Source organism: Rhodosalinus sp. FB01, assembly GCF_041365715.1.
Taxonomy (GTDB): domain Bacteria; phylum Pseudomonadota; class Alphaproteobacteria; order Rhodobacterales; family Rhodobacteraceae; genus Rhodosalinus.
In genome coordinates, this window is sequence record NZ_JBGFSH010000016.1 from 1 (window position 1) to 20,847 (window position 20,847).

Genomic DNA, 20,847 nt, shown 5'->3' on the forward strand with positions numbered 1-20,847 from the left:
CAGGCCGCGTCACCCAGGTTTCAGCATAGCTCGGGGTGTTCGGCCTCGATCTCTACCAGAGAGGGCATGAGAACAGAGATCTCGGACGTAAGGGCTATGCTCAGGCCTTTCAGAAGCTCAACGAGCGCATGCGCCAGGCGCTGGTGCATCTCTCGGAGAGCTGGCACGTGGTCGATCTGGCGGAAAAGAGCGAGAGACGCGCTGCGTGATGACGAGGGGCGCCGGGCGATAGGAGACGCGTGCGCCTGATGCGCGCGATTGGATCCCTTGCTGGCAGGATCTTTGTCTGCTGAGACGGCTACCATTATTACCAGTCATTAGGGAGCGCCGATCAGGACGCTCGGAGACTAGGTGTCTGCGTGTGCGTTCGGTTCAAGCAGGATTGAGGGTCTCGTGCTTGCGAGCGCGCAACGGACGCCAACGGCTCTTGGACGGAAAAGTTGGACAAGTCGGGCGCGAGGAACGAGCCAGCAGAGCCGGCGGGCGACGCCCCCGAGTGGATCGCGGGTCGCGGGTTCGCATTTGAGTTGAAGCAACAGAAACCGGAAATCGCAGGGGGCTCTGTGAGGCGCGCGCTGGCTGGTTCCCCGCGCCCGGGCGACTTGGGATTGTGCTTGAACCAATGGCGCACAAAGGCTCACTGCTCGAGGCCAAGGACCAATGGGCGGTCGCCCGGCGATACATGTCGCTTGAAACCCTCGTCTGTGTCACAGACAATCCTACCGTCAGGTTGCCCGTCGTGGCTCCCTGATCAAGTCCTAACCCCTCCGAGGGTCGGCGCTCCTACACCAAGCGGTGGGACCCTATCAATCTCGCTTCCTCTCGGCGGGGACGGCCGCCGATTTTCTACAAGCCTCGTAAAACGGCCAAACGCTAGTAGTTAGGGCGTAGTTAGGGCGTAGTTTTTCAAGCTTCGCGACTCCAACGCGACGTGGTGCAGAGATGATTTCACGATAATGTCGCGATAATTTTATGCCGTCAGTGTGTTTGTTTTACGATAATGCAAGCGTCACGACTCCTCGACGCCGATCCTTCATTCCCTCTCATCACAGACATGACTCTCAGACACCTGCCTCCATGATACGACGTATCTCGGCCACAATTGACGCAACGTCATGCAATTTTTTTAAAGCGGCAGCCGAATGACTCCAGATCTGCCGAGTAGAATGGAGAGGCCAGCAACGACGAGAGGTGACGAATATGAACCATTCCACGAAGACCCTTCACGACGCCTGCGAGAGCTGGCTGAAGACCTGCGAGCGCAACGAGCTCGAGCGCGCGACCCTCAAGGCCTACAGGAGCCATGTGCGCGTCCACATCGAACCGAGGATAGGGAGTCTCCTGCTCAGCGAGCTCTCCCGCGCGCAGGTGCGGGATTTCATGCACGGGCTCATGGACGACGGCGTGTCGCGCGCGCAGCTCAGGAAGATCATGGTGAGCCTGCGATCGATCCTCTCGGAGGCCGTGGAGCGTGAGTGGGTCGATCACAACGTGGCGACCGACGTGAAGCTCAAGCGTAGCCGGCGGGTCGCCGGGGACGGGAAGACCATCCCGACGAAGGAGGAGATCCGCCTGATCCTGGACCACGCGCCCGGAAGCCACCGGGCGCTCTTCACGACCGCGATCTTCACCGGCATGCGCATCTCCGAGCTGCGGGGCCTGGCCTGGGACACGGTCGACTTCGAGCGCCGGCTCATCAGCGTGCGCCAGCGCGCCGACGAGTTCGGAGAGATCGGTCCACCCAAGAGCCGCGCCGGCTACCGCGACATTCCGATGGCACCCACCGTGCACCGCACGCTCGAGGCCTGGCGCTCCGAGGCGCCCAGGAGCGTGCAGGGCCTCGTCTTTCCCAACGAGGCGGGGCGGATCCAGAACTACGCGAACATCTACAACCGGGTTTTCCGCCCGATGATGACCGACCTCGGGCTCGTGAAGGAGGACGGCAAACCAAAGTTCGGAATCCATGGCCTGCGCCACGCCGCCGCCTCGCTCTTCATCGAGCAGGGATGGAACCCGAAGAAGATCCAGACGCTGCTCGGGCATGCCTCGATCACCATGACGATGGACGTCTACGGCCACCTCTTCGAGAACGCCGAGGAGGACGTGTCGATGTTCGAGCAGCTTGAGAAGGACCTGTTGGACGCCTGATGGGGCATTATCGTGGTTTAGTTCTGCTCGCGCCCGCAACACGGCTACCGTGACTTTACCCTTATGATCGCGCGGAGAAGGCGGCGCCGGTCTCCAACTTCGCACCTGCCTTTCGGGAAAGGTCAATCCGTGACGAAGTCCGACCCGGTTCAACAAACGACCGTAATCACCTGTCGTTGCCCTTGGAGCGAGGACTTTTGTCGCGACCTCGCTCACCCGACAAGATGACAGCCTGGCGGATCACTTCCGGCAGGCTGCCTTCGTCCGCGCAACCGCGCCCGGCGATATCGAACGCTGTGCCAAGCTACCGCGTGCTGGTTGCGCTCCCTCACTTGATGGTTGCACTGCCCCAAAAGTATTTCGTATTAGTGTGAAAGGGTGGAGCAATCGGTCAGTTGTTAGACAAGTTGGAGAGAATGGATGCGTTTAGTGATCACCATGGCCGCTACGATTCTGGTGGCCGCATGTGCGGCACGGCCAGACAATATCGCGGCAGTCAATGTAGGACAGAATGAATATCGTGGGTATTCTTGCGCGCAGTTGGAAGATGCGAGGTTGAAATACTCACAAGCCCTCGAGAACCTTAGCGCTCAGCAAAACCGAGCGGCAGACGGCGATGCTTGGGGCGTGTTCCTGCTAGGTCTGCCTATCTCGAGCATGTCGGGCGGCGATCGCGAGACAACTATTGCCGTGACAAAAGGTCATCTTCAATCGATCGAAAGAGAGCGAGCGCGCAAGAATTGCTCTTAAAGGAATATCTGATAGGTGCATTCCTGAAACTTTCTACATAAGCTGAGCTCAACTCATCTGCTCAAACCAAAACACGCGAGAATACTGCATTCAGGCCAGCTCCGCCTTAATGGCAAGGTCACAACCCACTTCGGCGGGGCGTCGCAGTTTCTCGCGTTTTTGCTAAGGAAAGCCTCCCTTGGACCAAGTAAGGATCTTTTTCGTTGCCACGCTGCTCTCTATTTTGCCGCTTTGCGCCGCAGCCCAAACTATCGAGGGCCGTCTCGTTCACGTGCGTGACGCTGACACCATCGAGATCGCGACATCTCGCGGCCGGATCGCGGTCCGGCTGAACGGCGTTGACAGCCCCGAGCTCGATGAGCGCGGCGGGATCGCGGGCAGGGAGTGGATGCAGCGCACGTATGGCGGGACGATGCTGAGGTGCCAGCTCAATGGCGACAGGACCTATGACCGTTGGGTAGGCATCTGCTACGGGAGAGGCGGCGAGGACATCGGAGCGGCCGCCATCTCCGCCGGCTACGGACGCGACTGCCCGCGCTTCTCTGGCGGCAGATACCGTCAGTTCGAAACCGACCAGTCCCGAAGCATCCCGATGAAACCATACTGTCGTCCGCGTTGACCGGCCAGGGTTCGGCAATGCGGGAGACATTGCGGGCGTTTGAGCGCTCCACACCCGTGGGCGGTGGCGCCCAGGCATGATCGATCACGACTGGTGCCGCTCGGCCGCGTCGAAGACATGCAGGACGTCCACGTGGGTTTGGGCATAGGATTTCCGAGGGCGGGAATGGTCCTCTGTCAGAGCGGCGTAGTCCCGCCAGTTTTCTGTCTGAACGGATTGCCAGAGCGCGTCGAGCTCGGGCCGCCGCGCCGCCACCTCGCGCCCCAACTCGTCCGAGAGCGGCGAGAACCTGCTCCGGATCTGCTCCTCCCGGAAATGCTCCGCGAGATGGCCGTAGGTATTGCTGACGGTGATCGTGTTCGCGTGGCCCAGCTGCTTGGCGACGATGTCGAGGGGAACGCCGCGCTTGACGAGATCGCTTGCATAGGTGTGACGCAGCCCGTGGAACACGAACTGCTTCGGCAAGCCTGACCGGGAGACGGCTTCCCGAAAAAGACGCGCATGTTGCCGCCGCCAGGGGAGCCCCTTTTCGGAGAGGAGCACGGGATCGCGATCGGACTTGCCATCGCAGCAGGCGAGGAAGAACGCCATCCCTTCGTCCGGCAGAAACACGAAGCGGGCCGGGCCGCGCTTGAACGCTGCGACCCTTATGCCAAAGCCCTCCCGACCCACGTCCTCGACCTTGAGATTGCCGAGCTCGCCGACGCGACACCCGGAATAGAGCCCCGCCAGGACCAGCCTCCGAAGTGCTGGCGGGCATGCGTCGAGCAGCCGTCGACACTCGGCACGGTTCAGGAAGATGGTTCTCGGGGAGTGGTTCACGGGGATGCGCATCAGGCAGCGCCATGGGCGTTCGGACGAGATGTGACCGTTGTTCCAGGCATGCTGGAAGGCCATCTTCAGAATGGTCACGAGCGAGTTGAAGGTCCGCTTCCTGCGCCGAAGCTGGTCGGCCGACAGGTTCTCCAGGCTAACCTTCGCGCTGTAGCCCATGAACCCGAACCTGGGCGGCGTTTCCAGAACCTGCCTTGCAAGCGCCGCGAGATGCCTAGAGGTGAAGTCCTCCAGCGGCACATGCGCGAAGTCCGGGACGATGTGGTAATTGATCAGGACGAGGTTGTTGTAGTGGCCGCCGGGCGAGCGCGCGATGCGGGTCCATTCCGTGTAGTCCCGCAGCGCGTGGCCGACCGTGTAGGTATCGCCTATGGGACAGATGTTGACGGCGCACGTGCGCCCCACAGGCTTGGCGGCGGTCGCGATAGCCTTGATCTCCCCGGATGAGAACCACTCGAACGCACGCTCCAAGGCCGCGCGGTAGCTCACTTCGCCACGCCCGAGATCCAAGGCTGGGCCGAGGCACTTCTGGATGTAGCGCTTGTCTGCGGTGAGGACGCGCGCGGTCCAGTTGCAGGTGCGCTCGTTCGGCCGGTGGATCCCGATGTGCCGGCCCGTGAGCAGGCCATGCCAGTAAGGCGTTTCGCGGAAAGGCAGGGTCGCGACGACGCTCGATCTCGCGAAGCGGCAAGCATCGACGGCCTCGGATGCGTCCGGGGGCAGCCAAGGTTCGGGTCTCACTGGCATCGTCGTTCTCCTCGTCCGGTGTCGTTAACTTCCTGTTAACCGTTTCGGGCGAGAGTGGCGCATGGAGTTTGCTCATCGCGCCGCCTGTTCCCCTTGGCTGATCGTTCTCATCGCGAAGCGCGGTGAGATCAGCCGACCCTTCGCAACACGCGCGGCGGCTGCGCGCGAGATCGGGAGGCGGAGCGATCTCACATGCCTCGAGATTCGGGGCCTCGCGAACACGGGCGCGCCGAAGGAGGTGATCGAGGCCGCCGACCGGGAGGCGCGGGCATTCGCGGGCGATCTGCTCGAGCGAAGCCAGTATGTCGTCACCGACGATTTCCTCACGTTCAGAAACGGTCTCTTCGCATTGCGGCTCGATTTGCAGCTCCGGAAACAACGGGTCGGCCACGCAGCGACAGCGGCGCCCCGTCGCGCACGAGCTATCCGCGGGTCGGCGCCATGACTAGGGATGTGGCGCGGCCTGACCTTTCCGATCCGGAGGTTCTTCTTTCGCTCCAGCCAAGAGGGGCGCCCTACTATTCGATCCTGCGCTATTGCCGGCATCTCGGGCTGCACAAGACATCGGCTGGATCTGGCTACTGGGTCGCGAGGAACCGGACGAGGCGGGAGTTCACCGCCGCGAGGATGCTCTCCCGGCTCTCGGTTGGCGCCGCATCGAGCGCGCGGGCCACCGCCTCGGCGCGTTCGACCGTCTCGAATCGTTGCGCCGCGCGGATCGCCGCGCCGCGTTCGTCGGCGAAGAGCCAGATGCTGATCGCCTGCGCAGCGAGGAAGGCCCCGAGGATCAGCAGCGCCAATTGGCCGAGCAGGCTGCGGGGGACGAGACGCATCACGTCACCTCGCGGACGTCGGCGGCAAGGCTGTAGCCGCCCGACCGGATCGTCGCGATGATCTGCGGATGCGCCGGGTCGTCCTCGATCTTGCGGCGCAGGCGGCTCACCTGGTTGTCGATGGTCCGGTCGAACACACCCATCGGTTCAATCCTTCTCGTGCGACCAGCCCTTCGAGAGCCGCTCCCGAACGACCATGCGGACCGGCTCCAGCCTTGGTTCAAACGATCTCTGAGAGTTTCACTTGTCGAAACTGCATTGCATGAGTCTGGCGTGCCGCCCAAGGGCACGCTAAGAGTTGTAGGCGTTGGACTGGTAGAGGAGCGTCCAATGGCGACGGTATCTTTGCGTCAGGCCGAAGCGATTGTTGATGGCACCCTCTCAGCCGCCCGGGCTGCGGAGGCCAAGCCAGTTGTCGTCGTCGTGCTCGATCACGCGGGACATGTCGTGGCGGTGAAGCGCGAAGACGGCGCCACAATGTTTCGCTATGAGATCGCGCTCGGCAAGGCATGGGGCGCAACTGCGTTCGGCGTTTCGAGCAGAGCGCTCGCGCAGAAGGCGCAAGAGAATCCCAACTTCATGCTCTCTCTCACCAATGCCGCGAATGGCCGCGTCCTGCTCAATCCCGGAGGTCTGCCGATCTTCGATGTTTCAGGAAAGCTCCTCGGCGCGGTGGGCGTCAGCGGCGACAGTGGTGACCGTGACGAGGCATTCGCCGCCGCAGGGGTCGAGAGCGCGCAGCTGAGCAGTACGGCAAGCTGAGGTGGAACCATGATTGAAGAGAAGCCTCAAAAGACCGTGCGGGCCGCCGAGCGGACCTTGAAAATCCTTTTCGTGATTGCCGGCGCGCCCGCGCCGCTCAGTTTGGGGGAGATCAGTGCGGCGGCCGACGTGGACAAGGCGACGGCGCTGCGCTTGCTGGCGACGCTCGAGGCTTTCCGGCTGGTGCACCGTGACGATCAGAGCCGAAAATTCACGATGGGGTCCGGCGCATGGCAACTGGCAAGCTCCTATCAGGCGGAACTCAAGTCGGTCGCCGAACCGCATCTTCGCACCTTGCGCGATCGCACCGAGGAGACCGTGTCGCTCGTGGTCGCGCGAGGACTCGAGCGCGTCGTGCTTATGGCCATGGAGGCAAGCCAAGAGCTGCGCGTGGTGCCCGCGCTCAACCGCGTCACGCCCGTCTATTCCGGGGCATCAGGCAAGGTGCTCATGGCATTCATGCCTGAAGCCGAGCGCGACCGCGTTATCGACCTGACCGGGCTGAAGCCGGTCAACGAACGGTCACTGACCGATCGAGAGTCTTTCCTCGCCACGCTGGAGGCCGTCCGGCGTCAGGGCTATGCCGTCAGCGTCGGTGACGTGACACTCGGCGCGGTGGCCATCGCCGCGCCCGTATCAGGCCCGCAAGGCACCGTGGCCGCCTCCGTTTCCTTGCGCGGGCCCGAGGCGCGGCTCACTGCGGACCGCGTGAACAGGCTCGCGCCTCTCGTGGTCGAGGCAGCCCGCGGCATAACCGAAGACTGGGCGGGCCATGGCATGCCGTCCCTTGCTGCGAAAGCCTGAGACGTGGCGCGCTGCGTCCTTGTGACCGGCGCAAGCCAGGGTATCGGCCGCGCGACGGCCGAGATGCTGTCGCGTTCCGGGGCAGAGGTCGTCGGCATCGCGCGGTCAGACCCCTCGGAGGCGTTCCCCGGATCTTTCTATGCCGCCGATCTCGGAGATCGGGAGGCCACAGAAGCGGTGATGGCACGCATCTTGGCGGACCACGCAGTGGACGGGCTGGTCAATAACCTCGGGTTCAACGTCGTTGAGCGCCTCGGCGAGGTGGCGCTGGACAGCTTCGACAAGGTGATCGATCTCAATCTTCGCACCGCCATTCAGGTGACGCAGGCAGTGCTCCCGGGGATGCGGGCGCGCGGCTACGGCCGGATCGTCAATGTCTCGAGCCGCGGCGCGCTCGGTCGGGAGGGCCGCACGAGCTATGGCGCGGCGAAGGCCGGGTTGATCGGGATGTCGCGCACCTGGGCCCTTGAACTGGCAGGCGACGGAATCACCGTCAACGTGGTCTCGCCAGGGCCGACGGCAACGGAGATGTTCCGCTGCAACAACCTGTCCGGTCCGGACGCCGCGGTTCGCGAACGGGCCTTTCTCTCCGATGTGCCGATGAACCGGTTCGGCACGCCTGAAGAGGTCGCCTTTGGCGTGGCCATGTTCCTCGATCCGCGCGCCAGCTTCATCACGGGTCAGGTGCTTCACGTGTGCGGTGGCTCGACGATCGGCGCATCCCCTCTCTGACAGGGCGTTAGGAGGAGATTGACAGCCGAAGCGATAAATGAAACCGTGTTTCATTAGTTGAAACTTTCGGACTGTTCTTTGGGCAAGGAGAGGCTTGATGGCAGCGGCGACGGCTTACAAGGTCGGAAAGCTGATCGACGGGACAGGCGGGCCGGTCATCGACAACGGCGTCGTCGTTATCGAGGATGGCCGGATCGTTTCAGCCGGACCTGAAACGGATGTCGCGATCCCCAACGGAGCCGAGATCGTCGAGGAGCCTGCCCTGACCGCCATGCCGGGCATGATGGCCCTGCATCTCCACATCGGCCAGTTCAACAGCCTGACATTCCGCAACTACAGGGTCTCGCAGTGGGAGATCACCCCCGAGCTGCAGCAGCTCTACATGCTCTTTCACGCGCAACTCTGCTTTGAGCGGGGCTTCACCACGCTCCGCGACGAGGGGCTGATGTCCACCCGGGGTCTCATGACCGAGCACACGGTCGCCGTGAGGGATTCGATCGACCTCGGAATCTTCCCCGGCCCCCGGCTCATCGTCGCCGCCTTCACGGTGGGCACGGGGTCCCATCTCGATCTCATCATGCCACGGGCTGCTCTGCGCAACCCGAAGGCCACTGCAGACGGACCCGATGAGATGCGGAAACTCGCCCGCGAGAATCTGCTCAAGGGCGCGGACTGGCTCAAGACCTGTGCATCCGGGGGCGGCGGGACCGACAAGGAAAGCCCGCATGTCCGCAACCACACGCAAGAGGAGCTCGACGCGGTCTGCGACGAGGCGCACGCGCAGCACACCTATTGCTCCATCCACTGCTTCACACCCCAGGCGCAGGAGATGGCCCTGAAGGCGGGCGCGGATACGATCGAGCACATGGTGTTCCACTCCGAAGAGATGCTCGAGAAGATCGTCGGAAGCGGCACTCCGGTCTGTCCGACGCTTCTGCACCGGACCGATCATGCGATCGAAGTGCGTTCGCGCACGGGCACTCCTCAGTTCACGCTCGACAAGATGAAGCGCATTCAGCCGTTCTGCTACGAGACGTTCCAGGCAATGCACAAAGCGGGGGTGAAGATCTTCATGGGCACGGACATGGGGCCCGAGCCGGACATGGGGACGAACGCACTTGAGCTTGAGGTCTATGTCCAGCTCGGAATGACCCCCATGGAGGCGATCCTGACAGCGACGAAGAACGCCGCCGAGGCGGTTCATCTCGGTGATGAACTCGGCACTCTGGAGGCCGGGAAAAAGGCCGACATGCTTCTCGTGAACGGGAACCCGGCGGAGGACATAAAGGTCCTCCAGCCGCGTGAGAACATCATGGCGGTCATGAAGGACGGCAAGATCTTCGTCGACCGACGCAAGGGACACGAAAAGGACGTGATCAACGTCGAATACAAGTCCTGGGCGCTGGCCGACGGTTGATCCGTCGGCCGCAAGATTGAGGTGGTCACGCAGGCAGCGGCCAACCTTTGGAGCGGTGACAGAGCGCAAGAATGGGCCCGGAAACGGCCCGCGCGGCGGGCCCGCAGGGTCCGCGAAAGGCAACGAACCAAAGGGAGAACGCAATGCCACGAGTAATTTCGATCAAGGCGGCGCTCGCCGCGGCGGGGATCGTCGGCGCGATGCTGGCCACGCCGGCCGCGGCAGAGTTTCCGGAAAAGGGCATGACGCTGATCGTGGCCTACGGGGCGGGGGGCGGCACCGACACGACCGCCCGCATGCTAGCCTCGGATCTCGAGGAAACGATCGGCCAGCCCGTTACCGTTCAGAACGTTACAGGCGGCGGTGGCGGGAACGGCTGGGGCGCCATCGCCGCGGCGGAACCGGATGGCTACACGATCGGCTACATCAACATCCCCAACATGTATTCGGGCTACCTGAACCCGGACATGGGTCGTGAGGAGAGCCTGGAAAGCTTCACGCCGCTCATGAACCACGTGACCGATTATTGTGTGTGGGCCGTGAAGCCAGACAGCCCGTTCCAATCCGTCAACGACGTCGTCGAGGCCGCGAAGGAGGGCCGGGTCACGATTACCGCTCACGGGGCCGGTGGGGATGACGACCTGGCGATCCAGCGTATCGCGAAGATGAATGATCTCGACATGGCGGTGGTTCACAATCAGAGCACTGCCGACTCCAAGTCCCAAGTGCTCGGCGGGCATGTTCAGGTGCTCGGCGCAAACGTTTCCGAGGTCGCAGACCAGCACGCCTCCGGTGAACTGCGCGTGATCGGTGTGATGGCGCCCGAGCGCTCAGGATTTCTGCCGGACGTGCCAACCTTCCAAGAACAGGGCATCGATCAGGTGTGGTCGGTGTCTCGTGGCATCGCTGGCCCGACCGGGCGGCCGCCCGAGATCGCCGAGGCGATCATGACGGCGTTAGAGGCGACGATCACGTCGGATGCGCACCGTCAGGCCGCCGAGCAGTTGAGCCTGGCCCCCGAGATCGTCAAGGGCCCGGAATACATGGACTTCCTGAAATCCACCGAGCAGGAGATCAAAGGCCTCATGGGCTGGTAGGCTGCGCCACCGCTTTCCTCGGCCGGGGCGCATGAGGTGTGCCCCGGCCTCCTGCCTCGCCATTTGCAAGGAGCGCGGAACCGTGGGCATGCTCTGGGTCAATCGCATAATCGCATTGAGCCTGATCGGCGCGTGCGGGCTCCTTTGGCCCTACACGAACGATTTTCCGGGCTCCGGCTCGGAGTTTCCGCGGCTGACGCTCATCATGATCGCGGTTCTTTCGACCGTGATGCTCGTGCGTTCTCTGTTGCCCTCGCTCGCTGCCGCGCCACTACTGGAAGGCCGCCCCGGATTCTCGAAACTGCCCAGGCCGCTCTTCGTGTTCGCGGCGATCGGCGTCGCCGTTTTCACGATGCGTTACATCGGCTTCTTTCCTGCCGTCGCGGCGTTCGGCGCTGCGCTCATCCCGATACTCGGTGTTCGGCGGCGGCTCGCATTCATTCTCGCATATGCCGGGCTCATGACCTTCGTATTCGTGATCTTCCAGCTCATCCTGAACGTGCCCCTGACCGACCGGCGGCTCTGGGGCGGATAGGGGACGCGCGTGGATATCCTTCTCACCCTGGGTGCCGTCTTCGAGCCCCTCAACCTGCTGGCGATCGCCGTGGGCGTCGTCGCCGGGCTCTGCATCGGCGGGCTGCCAGGGCTCACCGCCAATCTCGGCGTGGCACTTCTTCTGCCCGTCACATTCAGCCTCGACGTGACCGCCGCTTTGTTGATGCTCATGAGCCTGTATACCGCAGCGATCTATGGAGGTTCCTTCGCTGCAATCCTTCTCAGCACGCCGGGAACCTCGGCCTCCGCCGCCACCGCGATCGACGGCTTCGAGCTCACCAAGAAGGGCCAGTTCGACAAGGCGATCCGAGTGGCGACCTTCGCATCCGTCTCGGGGGGCATCGTAAGCGGCATAGGTCTGCTCGTGATCGCGCCGCCGCTCTCTCTTCTGTCGCTGAAGTTCGGCCCCGCCGAATACTTCATGCTCGCGATCTTCGGCCTGACGATCATCGGATCTTTGTCGAGCGGCAATCTGGTGAAGGGCCTTTTGGCGGGCGCCATCGGCCTCTTCATAAGCACGATCGGGCTAGACCTCGACTCTGGTTACCCTCGCTTCGCCTTCGGCATAGACGAACTTGTATCGGGCTTCGATTTCGTTCCCGTGGTGATTGGCCTCTTCTCCGTCTCGCAAGCACTCGTGATGTGCGAAGACGTGCACAGATCGATCCAGCAGAGCACTGCGCTGACACCGCGGCGTTGGCGGTTCCTGCCGGAATGGGCCGAGTTCCGCGAGATCCGTCAGACGCTCGCGCGCTCTTCGCTGATCGGCGTCTTCGTAGGTATTCTGCCGGGCGCCGGCGGCGACATCGGCTCCTGGGTCGCCTACAATGAGGCGCGTCGTTTCGCTCGCGACAAGAGCCAGTTCGGCAAGGGCTCGATCGTCGGTATCGCGTCCTCGGAGGCCGCGAACAATGCAGTCACGGGAAGCTCGCTCGTTCCGCTGCTCACGCTCGGGATCCCGGGGTCGGCCACGGCCGCGATCCTCCTGGGCGCGCTGATCGTCCACGGCCTCGTCCCGGGCCGCACGCTTTTCACCGATCACGCCCAGATCACCTACACGGTGATCCTGGGTTTCATGTTGGCGAATCTGGTCATGGGAGTCGTCGGCATGATCGTCGCGAAGCGCATGGCGCTGGTCGCACGCGTGTCGCAGACGCTGCTCGTGCCGGTGATCCTCGTTCTGTCGATCGTCGGCTCATACTCGCTGGGTAACAACATCTTCGATGTCTACACCGCGCTCGGATTTGGGTTGGTCGGTTACCTGATGCGGAAGACAGGCTTCGCACCCGCTCCCATGATCCTCGGCTTGATCCTCGGACCCATAGCCGAGACGGGCTTTCGCCAGTCGCTCATTCTCGCGCCTGACGGCGTGTTCCTATACATCCTCGGAAGCCCGATCGCCCTCGTGCTGCTAATCCTCAGCGTGCTCTCCATAGCTGGCGCCGCGCGCCAGGAGTGGATCGAGATGAAGCGCGAAAGGAGCGACACAAACACGGAGTCACCGCAATGAGGTTGGCCGGGATCTGGCGCAAGGCGCCGGCTCTCGCGATACGGAAAGAAAGGAGAAGCCACCGATGAACGAGAATGAATGGCCGGACGACGGAAGCGAGGGACGGCGGTTTCATCGACTGCCGGTCTGCCGGCTCCTGTCGGGTGAGTTGACGCTACCGCTCCATGTAATCACGGGGAGCGGTGACGGGCCGACCCTTGCCATCACGGCCGGGGTGCACGGAGACGAGACGACGCCGGCCATGATGATCCGCGATCTTCTCGACGGACTCGATCCAGCTAATGTCGCCGGCCGGATAATTGCCGTGCCTCTATGCAATCCCCCTGCGGCGGGGGCTTTCGGACGGCAGACGCCGGAACAGCACGGAAAGACCGACCTGCACGAAGTCTTCCCGGGCAGTCCGACAGGCAACCTCACGCAGAAGATTGCCTCGGTTCTGGCGAGGCAGGTGATCGATCGTGCCGACGTGCTGATAGACTACCATTGCGGAGGCTCCGGCGGGCGCCTGCAGGAGCGCGTGGACATCCACATGGGCGCCGAAGGAGCTGTGCGGGAAGGTTCGCTCGAGCTTGCCCGCGCCTTCGGGACCGTTCTCGTTCATGACAACAAGCTGGGGGGCACGGCGGTCGGGTATGCGAATTCGCAGGGCAAGCGAGCCTTCAATGCCGAGACGGCAGGCGTCTACCTCGCGCCGTCGGATCAGGATGGCTACATGTCGGACGGCGTCGCTGGCTTTCGTTCGGTGATGGCGACCCTCGGCATGATCGACGCCGACGCACTGCCTGCGAAGCGCCAGCTTCTGTTCCCACCCTCCGCACGACACGAAGCCAACCCCGCGCATGGCGGATATCTCGTGTCGGAGTTCCAGTCGGCGTCGCAATTGGGCCGCCCGGTCGAAAAGGGCACGCTACTGGGCCGCATGATCGACATGCACAGTCTCCAGGTGATCGAGGAACTGCGCGCACCCGTCGACGGGCTTCTGGTATTTTCGAGATACTCAGGCGCCGTGGACGCAGGCACGAAATCCTTCGCATTGGCCGAAACGGCGCGTTCGGAGTGGCTTGAGCCTTGAGCGAAGCAGCGACTGCGACAGGTTTCGTCCTCGACCAGGCCGACAACGTCGCCACCCTGCCATGGGGCGGGCGCGCGGGGGAAATGTTGCGCGTGGCTGGCATCGCCCTGAAAGGCGAGGACGTGCTTCTTTCAGAAGACATTCCTCCAGGCCACAAATGCGCCCTCGCTCCAATCGCAGCCGACGAGCAAGTGACGAAGTATGGTTCTCCGATCGGTCGTGCTACCGATCCGATAGGCCCCGGCGAGCATGTCCACGTCCACAATATGCGGAGCGGTTTCTCTCAAGACAACCATCGGACAGGGGACGAGGATGTGCCTGCGGCGCGGATCGGCGTTTCGGACCTTGAACGGACGGTAACCGCGATCCTTTGCGCGGCGGGCGCGGCGAGCGAGGCCGCACGGGACGTAGCTCGCCATATTGCGAGTGCGGAAGCATCCGGAGTCGAGACTCACGGCTTGCGCCGCCTCGCTCCTATGGTGCAGCGGCTCCGAGGCGGCGGGATCGACGGGACTACCAAGCCGGAACTGTCGCGGTCCGGCGCCGTGATCTCCGTCGACGGCCGAAACGGGCTGGGCCACCATGTCGCCCGTTTCGCAGCCGATGCCGCGATCGAGGCTGCGCTGGACCTGGGCGCCGGCGTTGCTCTCGTTCGCAACAGCAATCACTTCGGCTATGCGGGCTACTACGCAGTGCACATGGCCGAACAGGGCATGGTGGGGCTCGTGATATCCAACGGGCAGGTGCTCGTCGGGCCGCCCGGCGCGCGACGCGCGATCTTCAGCAACGATCCCGTTGCGGTGGCAGCTCCCATGGGGGAAGGGAGTGTTTTCGAGTTCGACATGGCGACGAGCGTCACTTCCCGCGCGCGCATCGCGCAGGCGGCAGAATCCGGGCGATCGATCGAGCCGGGATTCGCGCTTAACGCTGACGGGCAGCCGACGACCGACGCTGTCGCCGCGCTGAAGGGACTTCTTCTGCCTATGGGCGGAGCCAAGGGTTTCGGTTTGATTGCGGCACTCGAAGTGCTGACGGGTGTGCTGCCGGGCGGTGCCTACGCCGATCTCGTTACCTCCAAGGAAGCCGCGACGGACCGTCCCGAGGGAACCAGCCATTTTCTCATGGCAATCTCTGCCGAGGCCGCGTGCGGTCTAGAAACCTTCCGCGCGCGGATCTCCGATCTGGCGGACCGCGTGGCGGCGCTACCGATGTCCGAGGGAACCCCTCCGCCCAGGCTGCCCGGGGCACGACGCGCGGCCCTGAGGGCCAAAGCTGCGCGCGAAGGCGTGTCGCTCTCGGCAGGCGCATGGTCGACGCTTCGGAGGCTCGCCGCCGAGGCCGGCACACCACTGGACCTCGCGGCGGAGGGCAAAGAATGAAGTTTCCCGACGATATCACAGGTTATCTGCGCGAGGATGGCAGGCGCGGCATCCGCAATCACGTCGTCGTGATGGCGGCAGCAGACAACGTCAACCCGCTCCTCGCCCACGTTGCCGCGCGGTGCGCGGGAGTGACACTTCTTCCTGCCAGCTACGGCCGCGGCCAACTCGGCGAGGATCTTGAGATCACGCTTCGCTCCATGGCCGGGCTCGCGACGCATCCCAACGTGTCGGGTTGTCTGGTCGTTGCGTTCGAGCGGGCCAGCGCTGAGCGTATTGCAGAGCGCGCTGGCGCGCGAAGCGGCAGCATCGAAGTGCTCTCCTTCCTCGAAGCCGGCGGACTCGTCCCCTGCGTAGATCGTCCCGCCGAGATCATCGCCCGGTTTCAGTCCCGCGCAGACGAGGAACGGAGGTCGCCGATGGCGTGGGACGAACTCGTGATGGGGCTCGAATGCGGAGGCTCCGACACGACCTCGGGGCTCTATGCCAACCCAGCGCTCGGGCGACTTGCGGACGTTCTGCACGCGCGCTGTGCGACGCTTGTCTTCTCCGAGCCTGTGGAGTGCCTCGGCGGCGAAGCCAATCTGACGGCGCGCGCGCGCACGTCCCGCGCCGCGGAAGACATGCTGGCGGCCATAGGTGGCTTCGAAAGGATTGCCCGCGAGGCTGGTATCGATCTCACCGGAATCAACCCGACGGCGGACAATATCGCGGGCGGCCTCAGCAGCATCGAGGAGAAATCCCTGGGCGCCATCGCCAAGACGGGCAGTGCGCCCATCGAGGGCTGTATCGGATACGGCGCAAGGCCGCCAAAAGCCGGCCTCTGGATGATGGATGCTCCTGCGGCAGCAGTCGAGAACCTGACCGCGCTCGCGGCGGGCGGTTGCCAGGTGGCGTGCTTCGTCACCGGGACCGGAAACCCGATCGGCCATACCATCATGCCGACCCAGAAGATTACGGCGAATGGGCGCACAGCCGAGCAGATGCCGGATCATGTCGACGTGGATCTCTCCTCGCTTTTCCGTTCGGGTGCCCCACTCGACGATGCCGCCAACGCCGTAGGAACGTCGCTGAGGGACATCTGCCGTGGCGCTCCGACCGCGGCCGAGACCCTCGGCTACCTTCAGAGCAACATCAGCCGCTTCGGAAAATCCGTGTGAAGGAGAAGCCATGACTGGATATAGGGTGGCGATCTTCGGTCAGATCGAGGAAACCGGGCGGAGCGCGCTAGAGGCGGACGCACGCTTCTCTCTCGCCTGCCTGCCCGACCATGCCCCAGGCCGCTTCGAGGCGGCAGCCGACGCCGACGCGATTATCGTCCGAATGACGCCGATCGACACAGACCTGATCGAAGCCGCCCCGCGGCTGCGCTTCGTGGCGCGTCATGGGGTGGGCCACGACACGGTGGACAAGGCCGCACTGACCGCCCGAGGCATCCCGCTTGCGATCACGGGCGACGTCAACTCGGGCGCGGTCGCCGAGCATGCGCTTGCGCTCATGCTGGCCGCCGCAAAGCGCGTGGTCGACTACGACAAGGCCGTGAAGGCGGGAGATTTCGCGATCCGCGACAGCTTCTCTGCGGGCGAACTCCACGGGAAGACGGCGCTTCTCGTCGGCTTCGGGCGGATCGGACGGAAAGTAGCTGCTCTCGCCCGGGCATTCGGCATGGACGTCCTCGTCTTCGACCCTCTCCTCGAAACCACGCCCGAAGGCGTAACATCCGTCTCGCGGCTCGAGGACGGTCTCGCCGCGGCCGATTACGTCAGCCTTCATGCACCGAAGACGGCTCGGACGACGCATCTCATCGATGCAGAGGCCCTCGCGCGAATGAAGCCCGGCGCAACGCTGATCAACGTGGCACGTGGCGGGCTCGTGGACGAAGCAGCGTTGTCCGAAGCGCTGCTGTCCGGACGGCTTCGCGCCGCCGCACTCGACGTCTTCGAGAACGAGCCGCCCGCGGCCGACGACCCGGTCCTTTCCGCGCCAGGACTCATCGCGACACCGCATTCCGCGGCCTTCACTTCCGAATGCGCCGCGCGCATGTCGATGGCTTGCGCTCGGAACGTGATCGACTTCTTCGATGGGGGGCTCGATCCGGACCTCGTCGTCAACAAGGACGCCTTGGCGAACGCCGGCGCATCTGGAGGAGCGGCATGATCAGGGCAGGACTTGTGGGCGCAGGCCGCTGGGGCCAGACGCTGGTGCGGGCAGTAGCCGGCAAGAGCGACCGCATACGCTTCACCCGGGCGGTCACGCGGACACCTGCCAAAGCCGCAGGCTTCTCTGCGGAAACCGGCATCCCGATCACTCACGATTTGGAGGAGATTCTCGCAGATCCCGAGATAGACGCCGTGGTGCTGGCCACACCGCATTCGCAACACCTCGAGCAGATCCTCGCGGCGGCGGAGGCGGGCAAACACATCTTCGTCGAAAAACCACTCGCGCTCGATGCGTCCGCTGCGCGCGCGGCCTACGACGCCGCGCACGCGGCCGGCGTGGTGCTCGCGCTTGGCCACAACCGCCGCTGCCTGCCTGCCTTCCGGCACCTCGAAAGACTCGTGGAAGCGGGTCGCCTCGGCCAGATCCTTCATGTAGAGGGGAATTTCTCGGGTCCTTCTGCGTTCCGCCAGACACGCGGCAACTGGCGTGCCAGCCTCGGCGAGAGTCCGGCGGGCGGCATGACGGGCAAAGGGATTCACATCACGGACATGATGATCTCGCTCCTTGGACCGGCGGAGACCGTTTCGGTGCTGAGCGCCCGGCAGGTGCTGGATTTCGGAATGGACGACACGACGCTCGTGACGATTCGCTTCGCGTCCGGCCAAACCGGTAGTCTAAGCACGTTGACGGCGACACCGAACGACTGGCGCATCCAGATCTATGGCAGCGAGTGTTGGGCGGAGATCCGCGACGAACGCCGCTTCCGACTCCGGTATTCGGATCAGCCTGACGTCGAAGAGACGTTTCCAGTTCACGACATAGAACGCGACATCCTCGAGTGGTTCGCTGCGACCGTCGAAGAGGGACGGCCTTGGCCGGTCACGGAACAGCAGGCTGTCGCCAACACGGCGCTGCTCGAAGCGATCATCCGGTCAATCCATGAGGCCGTAGGAGCCGAAGTAGCAGTGCCTCTGGGCGGCGAGACATGAGGAACAGGCAAAGATGAAGATCGCGGAGAACACATTCAAGGCAGCGATTGAGGCCGGGCGTCAACAAGTGGGGCTCTGGAGCAGCCTTTCGAGCGGGCTCGCGGCCGATATCCTCTCGACCGCCGGCTTCGACTGGGTTCTCGTGGACATGGAGCACTCGCCGAACGACCTCTTCAGCGTCATGCATCAACTCCAGGTCTACGCGGCGAGCGGGACGCATGCCGTGGTGCGCCCGCCCTGGAACGAGCCGGTGATGGTCAAACGGCTGCTCGACCTCGGTGCGTTCTCGCTCTTGTTCCCGATGGTGCAGAATGCAGAGGAAGCCGCAGCCGCCGTGGCCGCATGCCGTTATCCACCCCGCGGGATCCGGGGGGTCTCGCTCAATCACCGCGGAAACCGTTATGGAGCGGCGCGGGACGACTACCTGGAGAGAGGAGAGGCAAGCATTGCAGTCCTAGTTCAGATCGAATCTCGTGCAGCGATGAACGAGTTGGAGGACATCGCGGGCACGGACGGCGTCACCGGTGTTTTCTTCGGCCCGGCGGATCTCTCAGCGGATTTCGGGCATATGGGCAACCCCGCGCATCCCGAAGTTGTCGCAGCGATAAGAGAGGGAACGGCCACCCTGAGAGGTCTCGGCAAGCCATCGGGCATTCTCGTCCCTGACGCGGAGGCCGGGCGTTTCTGGTTGCAGGAAGGCATGGCTTTCGTCGCGGCCGGAACCGATCAGGCGCTTCTCGCCGGCTCCGCCAGATCCCTCCGGGCCGCCCTGCCCGAAACCTGATGAGAGTGTTGAGCAAAGCTTCCGGCAGACGGACTTGGGCGAGAAGATTGGCTCGGCTTTCATTAGACAAACGATCAGCGCGGTCCGCCGCCAGGAAGCGCAACTTCGGTCGCATGGGAAACCTCCACCGAGTAACATGATGAGATTTCGCATTCGTGTTGCTGCTACACATATGACAATCGCTACGGCAGAGCCGAGATGACAACACAGCGATCGGTCAGGACGGATTGAAAATCCTCGTGTCGGTGGTTCGATTCCGCCCCTCGGGCACCACTCCCTTCGCCGACCCATCGATACGCCTCGGATTCTTGAGGAAACTGTGCGGGCAGGTCATGGCGTATGACATTTCGGTCCCCTTTTCGTTCACCAAGAGCGGCATCTGCTATTTCGGGCGAAGGGTGCCTCGAGACCTTCGGAAGTACTACTCGACCAGCAAGATCTCGTACTCTCTGAGGACGCGTTCATCCGCAGTAGCCGCCTCACGAGCAACGAGGGCCGCACAGCAGCTCGATGAATATTGGTATCACCTTCGCATCCGTGACGTTGACCTTCCGGGAAAGCATCTCTTGCGAATGGCTCAGAAACGGAACGCGGTACCTGCGGGAGGCTTGGTCGCAGCTTCAGACGCGCACAACGTCGCCTTCGACTTCTTCGTCGAGGCCTACGGCGTGAAATGGGACGCGTTCGCCGAGATGGTCAAAGACCGGGACGCGCTCCTGAGCTTCAACGACTACCCCGCCGAACATTGAAAGCACATCCGCACGTCTAACCCGATCGAGAGCACGTTCGCTACCGTCAGACATGGAACAAAGCGCACCTAGGTCTGCCTCAGCCAAAAAACCGGCCCGGCCATGGCCTTCAGTCTGATGATGTCCGCCCAGGCGAAATGGCGAACGCTCGACGGCCGCAACCGTTTGCCGGAGGTCATCAGCGGGGTTGAGTTCCGAGACGCCGTCCGCCAACTTCAGGCTGCCGCTGGATCACGCGTCACCAACTTCTGCGCATATCTCTCCGCATCCAGCGCCAAGTGTAAGTCAGATAGAATTTGGCGAAACGCTCACAAAGAAAAAGAGATGAATGATACGATCCATTCTTTTGATAGCTCTGTTAATGTACCCCTCAGTATCTTTCAGCCAAAGCTTCACCTGTCGCATTGGAACACGACCGGCATGCCTCGACTACGGGGACACTGTCTGCTCCTCCCTCGGCAAGTGTGTTGACGCCGCTGCGGTTTGCTTCGACCGCTACCAGTGTGACTACCAAGGCTTTACTTGCAAGTCGAACGTTACCGAGTGCGTTGACGAATATGACCAACTCTTGCGCACTCACAACGAACTCGTCGACGACTACAATGATCTCCTGAACGACGTGGAGAACCTAAGGAGCGATGTGCAGGATATTGAGTCCTGCGTTACCTGGGCGGACAGCGTTGAAAGTGCCAAGTCATGCTTTTAAACGATCCGACCTGCTCCCCTGATTTTCCTCGTTCAGAAGTTTAGTCCTTTCCGGGTTTGGTCCTTCTCTGACCGGTTGAAGGATTCCCGCGGCATGAGCCCGTCGAGGCTCGTGTGCGGGCGGTGATGGTTGTAGTCGTCGCGCCATGCCGAAGAGGTTCGGCCAGATGATGGCCATGGACCTCTAAGGACGCTCGCACC

At 63.2% G+C, this 20,847-nt stretch carries 21 protein-coding genes, 1 tRNA gene and 3 pseudogenes; 21 read left to right on the forward strand and 4 right to left on the reverse strand.

Annotated features, from left to right (window positions below):
• The first annotated feature begins 35 nt into the window (after positions 1-35).
• The 4 genes from AB6A65_RS15735 (at position 36) to AB6A65_RS15750 (ending at position 3,517) form a co-directional block, all read left to right on the forward strand.
• Positions 36-209 (forward strand): hypothetical protein, encoded by a 174-nt coding sequence (locus AB6A65_RS15735; RefSeq protein WP_371039357.1) that lies wholly within the window; start codon positions 36-38, stop codon positions 207-209.
• Between the two features lie 991 nt (positions 210-1,200).
• Positions 1,201-2,148 (forward strand): tyrosine-type recombinase/integrase, encoded by a 948-nt coding sequence (locus tag AB6A65_RS15740; RefSeq protein ID WP_371039358.1) that lies wholly within the window; start codon positions 1,201-1,203, stop codon positions 2,146-2,148.
• 420 nt (positions 2,149-2,568) lie between these two features.
• A complete protein-coding gene (locus AB6A65_RS15745; protein ID WP_371039359.1) occupies positions 2,569-2,898 on the forward strand; it encodes a hypothetical protein in 330 nt (109 codons plus the stop codon).
• Between the two features lie 178 nt (positions 2,899-3,076).
• Entirely contained in the window at positions 3,077-3,517 is a 441-nt protein-coding gene (locus AB6A65_RS15750) for a thermonuclease family protein (protein WP_371039360.1), read from the forward strand.
• A gap of 84 nt (positions 3,518-3,601) precedes the next feature.
• Here the strand turns inward: AB6A65_RS15750 and AB6A65_RS15755 are convergent, their stop codons facing one another.
• Positions 3,602-5,098, reverse strand: coding sequence for a tyrosine-type recombinase/integrase (locus AB6A65_RS15755; RefSeq protein WP_371039361.1), 1,497 nt, complete (start codon positions 5,096-5,098; stop codon positions 3,602-3,604).
• 238 nt (positions 5,099-5,336) lie between these two features.
• Between AB6A65_RS15755 and AB6A65_RS15760 the strand changes: the two genes are divergently transcribed.
• On the forward strand, positions 5,337-5,543 hold the full coding sequence (locus AB6A65_RS15760; protein WP_371039362.1) for a hypothetical protein: 207 nt from the start codon (positions 5,337-5,339) through the stop codon (positions 5,541-5,543).
• 133 nt (positions 5,544-5,676) lie between these two features.
• Here the strand turns inward: AB6A65_RS15760 and AB6A65_RS15765 are convergent, their stop codons facing one another.
• Together AB6A65_RS15765 and AB6A65_RS15770 are read right to left on the reverse strand one after the other, a co-directional pair.
• The gene (locus AB6A65_RS15765; RefSeq protein ID WP_371039363.1) at positions 5,677-5,931 is read right to left on the reverse strand and encodes a hypothetical protein; all 255 of its coding nucleotides are present in this window, start codon (positions 5,929-5,931) and stop codon (positions 5,677-5,679) included.
• Positions 5,931-6,071, reverse strand: a pseudogene (locus AB6A65_RS15770) (helix-turn-helix domain-containing protein); the annotation flags it as partial. The gene AB6A65_RS15765 and the pseudogene AB6A65_RS15770, both read right to left, overlap by 1 nt.
• Positions 6,072-6,261: 190 nt before the next feature.
• Here AB6A65_RS15770 and AB6A65_RS15775 point away from each other — a divergent pair.
• The 16 genes and pseudogenes from AB6A65_RS15775 to AB6A65_RS15850 all read left to right on the forward strand — a co-directional run.
• Positions 6,262-6,693, forward strand: coding sequence for a heme-binding protein (locus AB6A65_RS15775; RefSeq protein WP_371039364.1), 432 nt, complete (start codon positions 6,262-6,264; stop codon positions 6,691-6,693).
• Between the two features lie 9 nt (positions 6,694-6,702).
• Positions 6,703-7,497 (forward strand): IclR family transcriptional regulator, encoded by a 795-nt coding sequence (locus tag AB6A65_RS15780; RefSeq protein WP_371039365.1) that lies wholly within the window; start codon positions 6,703-6,705, stop codon positions 7,495-7,497.
• Between the two features lie 3 nt (positions 7,498-7,500).
• Positions 7,501-8,229: an SDR family oxidoreductase gene (locus AB6A65_RS15785; protein ID WP_371039366.1), complete on the forward strand. Its 729-nt coding sequence runs from the start codon at positions 7,501-7,503 to the stop codon at positions 8,227-8,229.
• A gap of 97 nt (positions 8,230-8,326) precedes the next feature.
• Positions 8,327-9,646, forward strand: a complete 1,320-nt coding sequence (locus AB6A65_RS15790) for an amidohydrolase family protein (protein ID WP_371039367.1) — start codon at positions 8,327-8,329, stop codon at positions 9,644-9,646.
• A gap of 143 nt (positions 9,647-9,789) precedes the next feature.
• Positions 9,790-10,743, forward strand: coding sequence for a Bug family tripartite tricarboxylate transporter substrate binding protein (locus tag AB6A65_RS15795; RefSeq protein ID WP_371039368.1), 954 nt, complete (start codon positions 9,790-9,792; stop codon positions 10,741-10,743).
• 115 nt (positions 10,744-10,858) lie between these two features.
• Positions 10,859-11,278, forward strand: a complete 420-nt coding sequence (locus tag AB6A65_RS15800; RefSeq protein ID WP_371039369.1) for a tripartite tricarboxylate transporter TctB family protein — start codon at positions 10,859-10,861, stop codon at positions 11,276-11,278.
• A gap of 9 nt (positions 11,279-11,287) precedes the next feature.
• Positions 11,288-12,808, forward strand: a complete 1,521-nt coding sequence (locus AB6A65_RS15805; protein WP_371039370.1) for a tripartite tricarboxylate transporter permease — start codon at positions 11,288-11,290, stop codon at positions 12,806-12,808.
• Between the two features lie 64 nt (positions 12,809-12,872).
• Positions 12,873-13,880 carry a succinylglutamate desuccinylase/aspartoacylase family protein gene (locus AB6A65_RS15810; RefSeq protein ID WP_371039371.1) on the forward strand — a complete coding sequence of 336 codons (1,008 nt, stop codon included), beginning with the start codon at positions 12,873-12,875 and terminating at the stop codon, positions 13,878-13,880.
• A complete protein-coding gene (locus AB6A65_RS15815) occupies positions 13,877-15,259 on the forward strand; it encodes an Ldh family oxidoreductase (RefSeq protein ID WP_371039372.1) in 1,383 nt (460 codons plus the stop codon). Before AB6A65_RS15810 ends, AB6A65_RS15815 begins: the two co-directional genes overlap by 4 nt.
• Complete coding sequence (locus AB6A65_RS15820; RefSeq protein ID WP_371039373.1) at positions 15,256-16,419, forward strand: UxaA family hydrolase; 1,164 nt, start codon at positions 15,256-15,258, stop codon at positions 16,417-16,419. The genes AB6A65_RS15815 and AB6A65_RS15820 overlap by 4 nt, the downstream gene beginning before the upstream one ends.
• A gap of 10 nt (positions 16,420-16,429) precedes the next feature.
• Complete coding sequence (locus AB6A65_RS15825; protein WP_371039374.1) at positions 16,430-17,416, forward strand: NAD(P)-dependent oxidoreductase; 987 nt, start codon at positions 16,430-16,432, stop codon at positions 17,414-17,416.
• Positions 17,413-18,408: a Gfo/Idh/MocA family protein gene (locus AB6A65_RS15830; protein WP_371039375.1), complete on the forward strand. Its 996-nt coding sequence runs from the start codon at positions 17,413-17,415 to the stop codon at positions 18,406-18,408. Before AB6A65_RS15825 ends, AB6A65_RS15830 begins: the two co-directional genes overlap by 4 nt.
• Positions 18,409-18,421: 13 nt before the next feature.
• Complete coding sequence (locus AB6A65_RS15835) at positions 18,422-19,192, forward strand: HpcH/HpaI aldolase/citrate lyase family protein (RefSeq protein ID WP_371039376.1); 771 nt, start codon at positions 18,422-18,424, stop codon at positions 19,190-19,192.
• A 192-nt stretch (positions 19,193-19,384) separates the two neighbouring features.
• A tRNA-Ser gene (locus AB6A65_RS15840) sits at positions 19,385-19,465 on the forward strand.
• Between the two features lie 59 nt (positions 19,466-19,524).
• Positions 19,525-19,713, forward strand: a pseudogene (locus AB6A65_RS15845) (DUF6538 domain-containing protein); the annotation flags it as partial.
• A gap of 111 nt (positions 19,714-19,824) precedes the next feature.
• Positions 19,825-20,169 (forward strand): annotated as a pseudogene (locus AB6A65_RS15850) (IS256 family transposase); the annotation flags it as partial.
• 510 nt (positions 20,170-20,679) lie between these two features.
• On the opposite strand, the gene AB6A65_RS15855 reads toward AB6A65_RS15850, so the two are convergent.
• The coding region (locus tag AB6A65_RS15855; RefSeq protein ID WP_371039377.1) for an integrase core domain-containing protein at positions 20,680-20,847 on the reverse strand (168 nt) is incomplete at its 5' end.

Bases quoted from the DNA above. Each gene is read 5' to 3' on its own strand.
- AB6A65_RS15740 (WP_371039358.1), top strand. From the start codon at position 1,201: ATGAACCATTCCACGAAGACCCTTCACGACGCCTGCGAGAGCTGGCTG.
- AB6A65_RS15745 (WP_371039359.1), top strand. From the start codon at position 2,569: ATGCGTTTAGTGATCACCATGGCCGCTACGATTCTGGTGGCCGCATGT.
- AB6A65_RS15755 (WP_371039361.1), bottom strand. From the start codon at position 5,098: ATGCCAGTGAGACCCGAACCTTGGCTGCCCCCGGACGCATCCGAGGCC.
- AB6A65_RS15765 (WP_371039363.1), bottom strand. From the start codon at position 5,931: ATGCGTCTCGTCCCCCGCAGCCTGCTCGGCCAATTGGCGCTGCTGATC.
- AB6A65_RS15775 (WP_371039364.1), top strand. From the start codon at position 6,262: ATGGCGACGGTATCTTTGCGTCAGGCCGAAGCGATTGTTGATGGCACC.
- AB6A65_RS15780 (WP_371039365.1), top strand. From the start codon at position 6,703: ATGATTGAAGAGAAGCCTCAAAAGACCGTGCGGGCCGCCGAGCGGACC.
- AB6A65_RS15790 (WP_371039367.1), top strand. From the start codon at position 8,327: ATGGCAGCGGCGACGGCTTACAAGGTCGGAAAGCTGATCGACGGGACA.
- AB6A65_RS15795 (WP_371039368.1), top strand. From the start codon at position 9,790: ATGCCACGAGTAATTTCGATCAAGGCGGCGCTCGCCGCGGCGGGGATC.
- AB6A65_RS15810 (WP_371039371.1), top strand. From the start codon at position 12,873: ATGAACGAGAATGAATGGCCGGACGACGGAAGCGAGGGACGGCGGTTT.
- AB6A65_RS15820 (WP_371039373.1), top strand. From the start codon at position 15,256: ATGAAGTTTCCCGACGATATCACAGGTTATCTGCGCGAGGATGGCAGG.
- AB6A65_RS15825 (WP_371039374.1), top strand. From the start codon at position 16,430: ATGACTGGATATAGGGTGGCGATCTTCGGTCAGATCGAGGAAACCGGG.
- AB6A65_RS15830 (WP_371039375.1), top strand. From the start codon at position 17,413: ATGATCAGGGCAGGACTTGTGGGCGCAGGCCGCTGGGGCCAGACGCTG.
- AB6A65_RS15835 (WP_371039376.1), top strand. From the start codon at position 18,422: ATGAAGATCGCGGAGAACACATTCAAGGCAGCGATTGAGGCCGGGCGT.